The organism is Roseibium sp. JB4-4 (assembly GCF_055693425.1).
This window is the reverse complement of record NZ_CM146333.1, coordinates 3,913,896-3,926,505: the sequence shown is the minus strand read 5'-3', so window position 1 is coordinate 3,926,505 and position 12,610 is coordinate 3,913,896. Positions and strand designations below refer to the sequence as shown.

At 58.1% G+C, this 12,610-nt stretch carries 12 protein-coding genes; all 12 read right to left on the bottom strand.

The window, feature by feature from the left end; genetic code table 11:
- Nucleotides 1–15 precede the first annotated feature (15 nt).
- The 12 genes from ACZ1HV_RS18515 to biuH all read right to left on the bottom strand — a co-directional run bounded on the left by ACZ1HV_RS18515 (nt 16) and on the right by biuH (nt 12,605).
- Nucleotides 16–1,776, bottom strand: a complete 1,761-nt coding sequence (locus ACZ1HV_RS18515; protein ID WP_472715956.1) for an ABC transporter ATP-binding protein — start codon at nt 1,774–1,776, stop codon at nt 16–18.
- Nucleotides 1,777–1,787: 11 nt separating this feature from the next.
- Complete coding sequence (locus ACZ1HV_RS18510) at nt 1,788–2,870, bottom strand: ABC transporter permease (protein WP_298822403.1); 1,083 nt, start codon at nt 2,868–2,870, stop codon at nt 1,788–1,790.
- 96 nt (nt 2,871–2,966) lie between these two features.
- Nucleotides 2,967–4,367 carry a CmpA/NrtA family ABC transporter substrate-binding protein gene (locus ACZ1HV_RS18505; protein WP_472715955.1) on the bottom strand — a complete coding sequence of 467 codons (1,401 nt, stop codon included), beginning with the start codon at nt 4,365–4,367 and terminating at the stop codon, nt 2,967–2,969.
- Nucleotides 4,368–4,881: 514 nt separating this feature from the next.
- Nucleotides 4,882–5,985, bottom strand: a complete 1,104-nt coding sequence (locus tag ACZ1HV_RS18500; RefSeq protein ID WP_472715954.1) for a CmpA/NrtA family ABC transporter substrate-binding protein — start codon at nt 5,983–5,985, stop codon at nt 4,882–4,884.
- A 59-nt stretch (nt 5,986–6,044) separates the two neighbouring features.
- Entirely contained in the window at nt 6,045–6,632 is a 588-nt protein-coding gene (locus ACZ1HV_RS18495; RefSeq protein WP_298822400.1) for an ANTAR domain-containing response regulator, read from the bottom strand.
- Between the two features lie 261 nt (nt 6,633–6,893).
- Nucleotides 6,894–7,280 carry an oxalurate catabolism protein HpxZ gene (gene hpxZ / locus ACZ1HV_RS18490; RefSeq protein ID WP_472715953.1) on the bottom strand — a complete coding sequence of 129 codons (387 nt, stop codon included), beginning with the start codon at nt 7,278–7,280 and terminating at the stop codon, nt 6,894–6,896.
- Nucleotides 7,280–8,050 (bottom strand): 5-formyltetrahydrofolate cyclo-ligase, encoded by a 771-nt coding sequence (locus ACZ1HV_RS18485; protein WP_298984446.1) that lies wholly within the window; start codon nt 8,048–8,050, stop codon nt 7,280–7,282. The genes hpxZ and ACZ1HV_RS18485 overlap by 1 nt, the downstream gene beginning before the upstream one ends.
- Before the next feature lie 2 nt (nt 8,051–8,052).
- The gene (locus ACZ1HV_RS18480; protein WP_472715952.1) at nt 8,053–9,471 is read right to left on the bottom strand and encodes an AtzE family amidohydrolase; all 1,419 of its coding nucleotides are present in this window, start codon (nt 9,469–9,471) and stop codon (nt 8,053–8,055) included.
- A complete protein-coding gene (locus ACZ1HV_RS18475; protein ID WP_298819607.1) occupies nt 9,468–9,653 on the bottom strand; it encodes a DUF4089 domain-containing protein in 186 nt (61 codons plus the stop codon). The genes ACZ1HV_RS18480 and ACZ1HV_RS18475 overlap by 4 nt, the downstream gene beginning before the upstream one ends.
- 11 nt (nt 9,654–9,664) lie before the next feature.
- Nucleotides 9,665–10,330 carry a cysteine hydrolase family protein gene (locus ACZ1HV_RS18470; RefSeq protein ID WP_472715951.1) on the bottom strand — a complete coding sequence of 222 codons (666 nt, stop codon included), beginning with the start codon at nt 10,328–10,330 and terminating at the stop codon, nt 9,665–9,667.
- Nucleotides 10,330–11,871 carry an ABC transporter ATP-binding protein gene (locus ACZ1HV_RS18465; RefSeq protein WP_472715950.1) on the bottom strand — a complete coding sequence of 514 codons (1,542 nt, stop codon included), beginning with the start codon at nt 11,869–11,871 and terminating at the stop codon, nt 10,330–10,332. The genes ACZ1HV_RS18470 and ACZ1HV_RS18465 overlap by 1 nt, the downstream gene beginning before the upstream one ends.
- Nucleotides 11,868–12,605: a biuret amidohydrolase gene (gene biuH, locus ACZ1HV_RS18460; RefSeq protein WP_472715949.1), complete on the bottom strand. Its 738-nt coding sequence runs from the start codon at nt 12,603–12,605 to the stop codon at nt 11,868–11,870. The genes ACZ1HV_RS18465 and biuH overlap by 4 nt, the downstream gene beginning before the upstream one ends.
- Between the last annotated feature and the right edge of the window lie 5 nt (nt 12,606–12,610).

Genomic DNA, 12,610 nt, shown 5'->3' with positions numbered 1-12,610 from the left:
TCTTCCTCCCCGGCTTCACTCAGCTGCCTCTATCGCGGCTCTCTGCCTGGCCATGCGGGCTGCGCGTTTTTCCTGGATGGATTTCAGTTGGTCTTCACTTGGATCTGCGCCGCCCTCATAAGCTTCAAGGAAATCGAGAAGCTCTTCGCGATAGGCGTAATAATCCGGATGCGCGAGCAGCTCTTTGCGCGAACGAGGGCGCGGAAGATCGACCTCCATGATGTTGCCGATCCGGGCATTCGGCCCGTTCGACATCATCACAACCCGGTCTGCGAGCAGAATGGCTTCGTCGACGTCATGAGTGACGCAGACCGCAGTCACCTGCGTGCGCTTCCAGACATCCATCAGAACGTCCTGAAGCTCCCAACGCGTCAGGCTGTCCAGCATTCCAAAAGGCTCGTCGAGCAGAAGCAACTTCGGTGACAACGCGAATGCACGTGCAATACCGACGCGTTGTTTCATGCCGTTGGAAAGATCCACCGCCGCCTTTTGCATGGCATCTGCCAGGCCAACTTTCGACAGGTAGTATTCGATGACATCGCGCTTTTCTGCCTTGGATGCATCCGGATACACCTTGTCGACACCCAGTTCGACATTCTCATAAGCCGTCAGCCAGGGCATCAGACTTGGAGCCTGAAATACAACGGCCCTGTCAGGACCGGCCTGGGTGATATGAGTGCCGTCGAGGACGATCGCACCTTCCGTGATCGGGTTTAGCCCTGCGACCATTGAAAGGACCGTTGACTTGCCGCAGCCGGAGTGACCAATCAGGGTGATGAACTCGCCCTTCTTCATCTTCAGTTCAAAACCGTCGACAACGGTCAGCGGCCCTTTGGAGGTCGGATAGACCTTCTTCAACTGTGAGAAATCGAGAAAACGGTCCTGATTGAAGCTCTCTGCCGCGCGCTCATAGGCGACGGGCAGTTTGTCGCCCTTCTTGGCCCGCTGCGTGATCGGCACAATATTGGGCAAGACGATGTCGCGTTCCAGATTAGCTCCACGCTCGGCGCCGACCTGCATCAGGTATTCCGTAACTTCGGCACGCAATCTGATGAAATCGTCGTCGTGGTTCAGTTCACCCCGTTCACGTGGCCGCTTGAACGGCACCTTGAATTCAGGACCAAGCGTCGCTGGCGTGCCCGGTTTGAGCGGAATGATACGGTCGGCAAGAAGAATGGCTTCGTCCACATCATTGGTGATGAGGACAATCGTCTTCTTCTCCTCTTCGCAAATTGCCGCGAATTCGTCCTGAAGCTTCGCCCGGGTCAGAGCGTCGAGCGCCGATAGCGGCTCATCAAGCAACAGCAACTCCGGCTGCATCGCAAGCGCACGGGCAACCGCAACACGCTGGCGCATACCGCCGGAAAGCTCAGCAGGCTTTCGCTCACGGGCATGACCCAGCCCCACCATGTCGATATACTTGTCGCAGATTTCCTTGCGTTCCTTGGCGCTCTTCTTTTTGAAGACACTGTCGACCGCGAGCGCGACATTTCCTGAAACCGAGAGCCACGGCATCAACGAATAGGACTGAAACACGACACCCCGGTCCGGGCTCGGCCCATCTATCTCCTTGCCTTTGAACACAATGCCGCCCGCATCAGGTTCCATGAGGCCAGCCAGAAGCGAGATGAGCGTTGTCTTGCCGGTGCCGGAGAACCCGACAATGGCAATGAATTCGCCTTCTTCCACTTTCAGGTTGATGTCTTCAAGGACGTCAGTCCGGCTTGCAGCTTCGCCATAACATTTGGAGACGCCGGCTATTTCCAGAAAGGACATATCTGCACTCCTTATCTGTTGGCCGAGAAAGTGAAGGCACGCTGGAGGGCAAACATCAGACGGTCGAGCATGAAGCCGATAATCCCGATGGTCAGTACAGCGACCATGATTTTCGCAAGCGACTGGGAAGACCCATTCTGGAATTCATCCCAAACGAACTTTCCAAGACCCGGGTTCTGGGCCAGCATTTCCGCTGCAATCAACACCATCCAGCCCACGCCGAGAGACAGGCGCAAACCAGTGAAAATCAAAGGAAGTGAAGACGGCAGGACCAGCTTGGTCACCGTTTTCCATGTCGGCAGCTGAAGAACTCTACCGACATTCATCAGGTCCTTGTCGACCGATGCGACGCCGAGCGCGGTGTTGATCAGCGTCGGCCACATGGAGCAGAGCGTAACAGTGACGGCAGAGATCAGGAGCGACTTCGACAACCAGTCATAGGGATTGGCGTAGGTTGCCGACACGATCATGGTCACGATAGGCAGCCAGGCGAGCGGCGAAACAGGTTTGAAGATCTGTATGAGTGGGTTGATCGCACCGTTGAAGGTTCTGGAAAGACCGGACGCAATGCCAAGCGGCACCGCGATGATTGTGGCGATTAGAAAACCGAGGCCAACGGTTTTAAGCGATGTCCCGATCTGGTCGATGTAAGTCGGCTTGCCTGTATAGGTACGCCACTTAATCTTGTCGGTCTTACCTTCGGCTTCAAATTTGGCGTTGCGCGTGTCTTGCCGCTCATAAAACGCAGCGGCTTTTTCGCGTTCGCGGACATGATCTTCCCAAAGATTGATTGTTTGCGCCCAAACCTGCGCGGGCCCGGGCACCGCTCCAAGAGACGTTTGAACCTGTGGCGCCAGAACACCCCAGAGCGCCAGAAATGCAACAATCCCGAGAATGGGAATTAAAAGAACGCGCTTCAGCTCACCGAGTTGCTCTTTTGGACTGTCGCCGGCAGCGATTTTCAAGAGCGGCACAGACCAGGACAGGCCAAGTGCATCCAGCCAACCGGCAGCTTTGTTAATTCGGGTGAAAAGCCGTTCCTTGCGCGCGATGCGCTCAAGGTCCTGGCTGCCTGCAATATCGGCATTGGCCATGATGAGTGTCCTTGGTCGGATTTCTTTTGTTTCGTTTGAACTCGGAAAAGAGGAGCGGCGAAGGCTGCATATCCGCCACTCCAGTTTCTCTGTGGCTTAGCCGCCCACAACCTCGTTGCCATCGACGACCTGCTTGCCTTTCAGGCCGATTGGGAGGCTGTCGAGATAGGCATTGGGTTGCTTGCCGTCGTAGGGGATGCCATCGATGATGTCTTCAGCCGGGGTCGGAGCGCGGTATCCGTCCGTGTCCCAAGGGAAGTCTTCTTCGGCGACATGGCCTTCCTCGACCAGCAATCGTGCTGCCGCCAGGTAGATTTCCGGCTGATAAACCGACTTGGCAACTTCATCATACCAACTGTCGGGCTTGTGCTCGCCGATCTGCCCCCAACGGCGCATCTGGGTAAGGTACCAGACGGCATCAGAATAGTAGGGATAGGTCGCGAAGTAGCGGTAGAAGACATTGAAGTCCGGAACGTCGCGCTTGTCACCTTTTTCGTATTCGAAAGTGCCAGTCATGGAGTTCGCAATGACCTCCGCATCGGCACCGACATATTCGGACCTCGCCAGGATCTCGACGGCCTCCATGCGATTGGCGTTGTCGTTTTCATCGAGCCATTTGGCCGCGCGAATCAGAGCTTTCGTGATTGCAAGCGTCGTGTTCGGGTTTTCTTCGGTAAACGCCTTGGTGAGACCGAAGACTTTTTCAGGATTGTTTTTCCAGATCTCGAAGTCGGTGATGACCGGGACGCCGATCCCTTTGAAGACGGCTTGCTGGTTCCATGGCTCTCCCACGCAATAGCCATAGATGGTACCGGCTTCCAGGGTTGCCGGCATTTGGGGCGGCGGCGTAACAGACAGCATGGCTTCTGCCTGGATCTGACCGGAAATATCTGACTCCGAATAAAAACCTGGATGAATGTCACCCGACGCAAGCCAGTAACGCAGTTCGTAATTGTGCGTGGAAACCGGGAAAACCATCCCCATGTTGAACGGCTTGCCCTCGTCAATGAACTTGTCGACCACGGGCTTCAGCGCTTTTGCTGAAATCGGATGCTGCGGGCGCCCATCATCCATCTTCGGAATGTTCGGCTTCATCATTTCCCAAATCTCATTGGAAACGGTGATGCCGTTGCCGTTGAGATCCATGGAGAACGGTGTAACGATATGCGCATTGGTGCCGAAACCAATCGTGGCCGCAAGCGGCTGACCGGCCAGCATATGTGCGCCATCAAGTTCACCTGTGATGACCCGATCCAGCAGAACTTTCCAGTTCGCCTGAGGCTCCAGGGTTACAAAGAGCCCTTCTTCTTCGAAATAGCCAAGTTCATAGGCGACCGCGAGCGGTGCCATATCTGTCAGTTTGATGAAACCGAAGGTCAATTCATCTTTTTCGACATCAAGCATTTCTGCAAATGCGCCGGAAGACGGCACCAAGGCGGTTGCAGCCATGAGTGCGCCAAGAGCAACCCGGCGAGTCATCTGGAAGGTTTTTGCCATTGTCACGTCCTGTTCCCTCTTTTGCCCCGCTGCCTTGGCATTGGGGCCAAACAAAAGAAAAGCCGCCGACTGACCCTGCATGTATGGGAGGAGGAAACATGCAGATCAGAGCGGCGGCTTTGCCTGTGCGCCCTTCGATGGACGCGATATCGGTTGGGCCAACGTCGGCCACGCGACATTAAAAGCATGAAGTGTGCCAGTTCGTGGAAAACTTTCTTTATTGCTTAAAAACAGACACTTAATTGAAAATATGGTCTCGATGCATTTCCCTAACCTGCTCGTTTAGTCAGCTAATGCTGCAGGCAAATGATCTTTTTTTGTGCAACGCAGCGAAATCCAGTGTTTGTTTACCGGCTCATTCGCAAGTCTGATCCGATACCCTGGTAACAAGGGTCGCACTTCATATCATCTGCACCCGATCCGCTCACACATCATGGTGCAAGGGAACGCTTCGGCAGTCTCCAATCTCTTTCAAAGGGATGGTGTAACGACTGAACAGAGCATCTCGTTGGCGCTAGGCATCAAAGAGTTTGATCGCGGGCTCCAGCCAACTTTCCTCAAGCCCGAGCGCAGACCGGTAGATCTGCGGAGAAAAAACTGCTTCCGCCTGACTGAAGGCCTCTTCAGATGCAGACGCCTGTCCCCAACGCACCATTTGTTCAAAAAACCATCGGCCATGGGCGGGCATTGGCGCCGCTTTGGAGCCTCCGGAAAAACTCAAAAAATCAGGTTGGGATAACTCCGGCTCGCCAATATCGAAACGCATCTGTCCGGTGATTGCAGGCATGCAAATTTCCCTTGGACAAGAAAGAAGATCCGGACGGGAGAGTATGCCAGCCAGTTGCTCGGCGTTTTCCGGAGATGCGCACCATTCGGCCGCCGCTGAAAATGCGCGTAGCAAGGCAGCAAGTGTTTCGGGATTACGTTCCGCCCAAGTATGCGTCACACCCAGTACTTTTTCAGGACTATCCGGCCAGATCGCTTGTTTGTATGTGACAATCCGACCGGTTCCCGCCGAAACCGCCGCCGTATTCCATGGTTCGCCAACGCAGTATCCGTCAATCTGCTTTGCTTGCAACGCATCTGCCATGACCTGAGGCGCAAGGACTGAAATCTCAACATGAGTGTCCGGATCGACGCCTGCTGCCGCCAGCCAATATCGAAGTTCGTAAGCATGCCCGGAAAAGGGATGCACGACACCAAACCGCAAAGGCGGATTTCCGTCGGAGTGCCGCGAAAAGATTATGGATGCCAATGCTTTGCCAGTTGTAACCGGATCCCCTTTCAAATCAGCTCCAGAGTCGGTCATTTGCTGCCACAGGTCCATCGACACCGTGATGGCGTTACCTCCGAGGCCCAGAAGCATTGGAGCTTTCATGGGGACCGCCAAACTCGTGAGATTGAGCGTCGCAGCGATCGGCATCGGGGCAAGCATGTGAGCAACATCGAAATGACCGACCGAGATGCGATCTCGAATGTTTGCCCAGGAAGTTTCGCGGACCAGTTTAAGAGCAACCCCCTCTTCCTCGGCAAATCCCTTCTCAGCGGCAATTACCGGAACAGCGCAATCAAGCAACGGAATGAAACCAGCTATGACGGGTCTTAACTTAGGGTCCATTACTCTTCGCTCCCCTGGTAGGCCGCTCCTCCCCGACCGTTCAATCTGACTGTCATGATCTAGTCTCCCAGCAAACCGCTGGCGATAACCAGACTTTGCGCGACATCTATAATCTTGCGGCTTTGGTTCATGGCTGTTCTGCGCAGAAGATCGTAGGCCTCCTGCTCTGACAGCCCTTTCGATTTCATCAAGATACCTTTGGCCCGGTCGACAGTTTTCCGATCGGCAAGTTCTGTTCGCGCTTCTTCAAGGTCACTCGCAAGTTTTGAAAAAGCGCGGAAGCGGCTGATCGCCATATCCAGTATGGGCTTGACCCGTTCCCGTCGGAGCCCGTCAACAACATACGCCGAGACACCGGCATCGACTGCAGCTTCAATCGACTGACTGTCGGCACTGTCCACGAACATGGCAATCGGTCTGTGAACCGCCCGTGACACCTGAAACATGTGTTCGAGCTGATCGCGATTTGGATTTTCCAGATCGATAACAATTACATCGGGATTGATGTCGGCAATTTGCCGAACGAGACCGTCCATCTGATGAACGACAATGACTTTGTCATGTCCCGCGTCCTGCAAGCCTTCTTCGATGATCGACGCTCGGATCTTGTTGTCATCTATGACCAGTATGGACAAACCACCATTCATGCCGCCATTATGCGCAGGACTATTTTTTATGCAATCAATTTGCTGCACTGCGTCATTTCAATTCCTGAGAGCAAGGCAACAAGGCTAACATTGCCATCCAACCTTTCTTTTTGGGCCGTGTTTGTTTCACGAAGAATGCCCGCAGGTTTGGTTCCTGTTTGATATGGTCGTAGTGCTTTCCCCTTCTGGAGAATTGCGCTTATGGTTCTTCGGCGCGTTTTGAAAGTTTCAGCTGGCTTTGCAGGGCATCGACCTTCCGGCTCAGGCGTATTCGTCGATCACGCTGACATGAGCCGCCACGACCTGCCATCCTGCATCCGTCCTGACCCAGGTCTGCATCTGGCGGCCGACCTTGCCCGGAGACGGGTCGCGGTAGAAGAGCGTTGCAGCTGTCGCAAAATCGGCTCCGTAGGTGGTAATGACGGTCTTGGCCAATGTCCGATCAAGATTGCCACCGGCCCTTGCCGACCGGAACGCGGCGATTTCAGCGTAGCCGTAGAGATTTTCCCCACCGCCATAGCGGATCGTGGTCGGCGCGTTCAGGAACAGCCGGTCCAGCGTATCGACATCATTGCTCACCAGCGCCGTCTCATATTCCTCGAAAACCGCCTCGACCTCTGCCTTAACGGCTGCGATGTTGATCTCCATCAGTCCTGGCTCCCTGCAGTTTCCATGCGTGCACGCAGTTTATTTAGGAACGGGATGTCCCGGTACTGGTCCGGCTGCACTTTATCCCAGGCGACACCGCGCGGCTGTGCGAAGGCCGTCCCGGTCTCGATAAGTTCCGCTTCCGTCGCGATGGCATGCAGCGGGCTGTCATGACCCATCATCACCAGCCGGTCGTTGTCGACGACCTGTGAAGAATGCACCGTCGTCGTGATCGGCGCGTCCGGTTTCAGCTTCGAGAGTTCACGGAAGATGCCGAGTTCCAGGTCGGCAAATCCGCCGCCCTTTCCCGTGCGCGCGCCCTGACGGCTGACCGCAACGCAACCGACGACAACAAAATCCAGAAGCTCCATATCCTCGAACTCGACCGGGTCGCCATGTTCGACGAAGCCTTGCGAGGTCGCCGCCAGTTCGAACTGGATGCCTTTGCGCGCAAGTGTTTCGGGGTCCAGCCGGACGAAGGGAAAAGGCTTCAGGAGTTCCGGAACGGGCGCATAGACGATCTTGCCCTCGTAGAGCGCGCGCAGCCGGACCGGAATCTGCGGCGGATCGGGATTGCACTTGACGACCCTGGCCGCCTGCCATTCCGGCAGCCTGGCAAGGTTGCGAGCCGCCAGGTCCGCGCCGGCGAAATTCGGGATGCAGCTGAAAGCGGGCCCAATGCTGGTCCCGCTGTCTTCGAGACCGGCCCAGACCGCCTGCCGGATTTTGTCCTTGTCCTGATTCCGGCCCGCCCAGCGCGCGTTGTCCATGATCATGTCTCCTGGCTCACAAGTTCGGCCCGCGGGGCCGCGACTGGCGCTTTGCAGGTGCCGTCCCGTTCGAGGCGCGACGCAATCCTGAGCGCGATATCCTCCCGCCACGCCGGTGCGATCACCTGGACGCCGATCGGAAGCGAAGCCTCTTCAAGCCAGACCGGCACCGCGACGACAGGCAGGCCGATAAAGGAGATCGGTTGGGTGAAGAGGCCGATATTCGGCCGCGCGGGCATAGTCTCCCCGTCGAGCGTGATGGTTTTCGTTCCGGAGGGAAGCGCCGAGAACGGCGTTGCTGGTGCCAGTAAGGCATCGACATGCTCGAAGATGCCGCGCATCATCGCCCGGAACCAGCTTCGGAAGCGCTGTGCCTGTTGCACCCAGAGGGCAGGGACCATGGTGCCGGACAGGAACCTGTCGCGCGTGTCCGGATCGAAGTCCTGCGGCCTGTTGGTGATCCGCTCGAGATGAAGGGCGGCACCTTCCGCCACAGTGATCACATAGGCGGACGCGCGCGCCCTCGCAGCTTCGGGAATGTCGATTTCAGCCGAGACGCCAAGCGCGTTGGCAACCGCGTCCACGGCAGCAAGAGCTTCCGGTTCGGCTTTCTGCCTGAAATAGCCTCCGGCGACGGCGATCCGCAGGCCATCCGTGCCCTTTACCAGCTCCCCGCCCGTTGACAGGACCGGCCGATCCGGTTGGGCCGGATCGCTGATGTCGCGTCCCTGCAGCGCATCGAACACCAGCGCAAGATCCTGCGCCGAGCGGGCCAGAGGGCCGAGATGATCGAGACTGCCGACAAACGGAAAGGTTCCGTGGCGCGACAGACGGCCATAGGTAGGTTTCAGCCCGAACAGGCCGCAGAAAGAAGAGGGCACGCGGATGGAGCCGTTGGTGTCCGAACCGAGGGTAACGGGAACCATGCCGCTGGCCACCGCCGAACCGGCTCCGGAAGAGGAGCCACCGCTCATGCGGCCGGGATCGTGCGGATTGAGGCAATTCCCGTCATGTGCGTTTTCGCCGGTAAAGTCATAGGCGTATTCGCCCATGTGCAAGCCGCCCATCAGGATACCGCCGGCCCGGCACAGCTTGGTTGTCAGGGTCGCATCGGTCGTGGCCGGCAGGTTTTCCAGGTTGATCTTCGACCCGGCCCGGGTCACCAAACCCTTGATGTCGAACAGGTTCTTGACCGCGAAAGGCACCCCGGCCAGAGGCAGATCCGCACCGACGGCAATCGCAGCATCAACGCTCTCGGCCTCGGCCATGGCCCGATCCGCGGTCACATCGGTGAACGCATTGAAAACCGGGTTGAGCGTCTCGATCCGCGACAGCGACGACCGGACGACGTCGACTGCCCTCAGCTCGCCAGATCCGACGGCGGAGGCAATCGCGGCCGCGCTTTCCGGTACAGCGCTCATGCCTCGAACACCGGAGCAGCTTCGATGTCTTCCCCGAGTGGGAAGGACAGCACAAGTTCTGCGGCTTTCTGCGTGGCGGCGATATGGGCTTCCACGACGGGACGCCAGTCGTCCTCAATGGCCAGCCCCATGATTTTTTCCATGTGGGCGACATGCGAATTGGCATCGAATTCAGCGCTCATGGACACTCCCGTTATTGCTGTATTGCTTTTTCGAACGAAGCCAGCGGCGCGGTCCAGCCGACAATGCCGCCCTGCGCGCGGATCATGTCGAGTGTCGCCGCCTTGAACGCAGGGAAATAGCTTTCCGTCGCCTCCTCGATCAGGAGACATTCGAAGCCGCGGTCATTGGCCTCGCGCATGGTTGTCTGGACGCAGACTTCCGTGGTGACGCCGGCAAAGACCAGGCTTCTCGCACCAAGCCCTTCCAGGATGATGCCCAGCTCCGTTGCGTAGAACGCGCCCTTGCCAGGTTTGTCGATGACGGTTTCCCCGGCGACCGGCGCGCACTCGGCGATGATCTCGGCACCCGGCTCGCCCTGGATCAGGATCCGCCCCATAGGCCCGATGTCGCCAATCCGAAGCGCCGGGCTGCCACGGTCCCGTTTGGCGGGCGGACAGTTGCTCAGGTCCTGCGCATGCGTCTCCCGCGTATGGATGACAGGCCAGCCCTCCTCCCTGAACAAGCGAAGCAGCATTGCCGTTGGGGCGATGGCCCGTTGCATGTGGGAGATGTCGTTGCCGAGCGTCTCGCCGAAGCCGCCCGGCTCTATGAAATCCCGCTGCATGTCGATGACGACCAGGGCCGTTGCGGCGGGGTCAAACGTGAACTCGAAAGGCGAAGCATCGACCGTGATCATCAGTGATGCCCCGCCATTGCATGGCCGATCGTTGCCCTGTCCGTTTCCGTCATAGGCGACTGGTAGGTGACCCTGCCTTCCGACATGACCGCGACCGTGTCTGCAAGCTCCAGAATCTCGTCGAGATCCTCGGACACTAGAAGGATGGCGGCACCCTTGTTGCGCTGGTCCATGATCTGCGCCCGGATTTCCGCGACCGAGGCAAAATCGAGCCCGAAACACGGGTTGGCGACGATGAGGATATCGACCTCGTGAGACAATTCCCGCGCCAGGATCGCCCGCTGCACGTTGCCGCCGGAGAGGTTCTCGATCGGCTCTTCGGTCGAGGGGGTCTTGACCCGGTAGGCGGCAATCAGCTCTCGTGCCCGCTTGCGCATCGGCGGCGGCGAAAGCCAGCCCTTGAAAGGCGAGATCGGTGCCTTGTCGAAGGTTCGGAAGGCCATGTTTTCCGCAACGCTCATGTTTGGCACGGCCACGTTTTTCAAGGGTTCCTCGGAAAAGCCGAACACCTTGAACCGGTCCATTTGGTCCCGCTCCGGTTCATAGGGCTGCTTGTCGACGAAAATCCGTCCGTCCGTTGGCTGCCGCTGCCCGGACAGGACCTCGATCAACTCGGACTGGCCATTGCCGGAAACACCTGCGATGCCGAGGATCTCACCCGCGTGGATCTTCAGGCTGATCGCCTCAATGGCAGGCAGCTCAGAATCGTCATCCGCGAACAGACCGGCAAGCTCCAGCTTCAGGGCCTTCTCCGGCTGGTCTACCCGGGCCGCGCTTTCGCGGATCTCCGTTTCGCCGATCATCATGCGGCTCATTTCCTCGACGGAGAGATCCTGAACCCGGCCACTGTCGACGACACGCCCGCGCCGCAGCACCGTGACATCATCGGCATAGGCCGTCACTTCCCGAAACTTGTGGGTGATCATAAGAATGGTGAGCTCGCCCGCTTCGGTCATGCCGCGCAGGAGCCCGAGCACCTCGTCCGCCTCGTCCGGCGTCAGCACCGATGTCGGCTCGTCGAGGATCAGGAAGCGCTGATCGAGGTAGAGCTGCTTCAGAATCTCCAGCTTCTGCTTTTCACCCGCGGAAAGGCTCGAGACCTGTACATCCAGCGGGACCTTGAAGGGTGTTGTCTCGAGAAAAGCATTGAGCGCCCTGCGTTCACTCTTCCAGTCGATCACCGCCGGGGTGTCGGCGCGGGCGATGACAAGGTTTTCCGCCGCGGTCAGGGACGGCACAAGCGTGAAATGCTGATAGACCATGCCGATCCCGAGCGCATGTGCTGCGCGTGGATTGGGGATCTCGACTTCGCTGTCGTCGACCAGCATCGTGCCGCTTGTCGGCTGGTAGAAGCCCATCATGCATTTGACGAGCGTGGATTTCCCGGCACCGTTCTCGCCCAAAAGCGCGTGAAAGGACCCGGGTGTGACCCGGATCGACACGTCGTCGAGTGCGGTCAGGCTCGCAAACACCTTGGTCATGCCGAGGGTTTCAACGCCAATGGCTCGGAACTCCGGGGCCGCGAACTGTGCAACACTCATTTCGGCGCTCCTCCGACGGCAAGTTCCAGTCCGGCCAGCAGCGCGTCGCTGTCGGCGACCGCACCGAAAACCCCGCCCTGCATGGTCACCATCTTCAGCGCCGCCTCGTGATTGCCTGGATCGGTCGCCGCGCAGCAATCCGACACAATCAGACATTCAAAGCCGCGGTCATTGGCCTCGCGCATGGTGGTGTGCACGCAAACATCGGTGGTGATTCCGGTCAGGATCAGGTTGTCGATGCCTCGGGTTCTGAGCAGCAGTTCCAGGTCCGTGGCGCAGAAGGAGCCCTTGCCCGGTTTGTCGATAACCGGTTCGCCGTCGGCCGGCGCAAGTTCGGGAATGATCTCCCAGCCTGGCTCGCCGCGAACCAGGATCTTGCCGCAGGGACCCGGGTCACCTATCCCCGCTCCGATCTGTTGGGACCGCCAGCGCTTGTTGGCCGGCAGATCGGCGAGATCCGGGCGGTGCCCCTCGCGGGTGTGAATGATGTGATAGCCTCTGGCACGCATGGCCGCGAGCACCTTGCCGATCGGCACGATCGGCGCGCGTGTCAGGCCGATATCGTAGCCCATGCTGTCTACATAGCCGCCCTTGCCGCAGAAATCGGTCTGCATGTCTATGATGATCAGCGCCGTGTTCTCCGGCCTGAGATCACCGTTATAGGGCCAGCTATAGGGAACCGAGGCGACCTGCCCCTTGACCTCGTCCGCATCGAGCGTTTGCGCAAGGCTCATGTAAG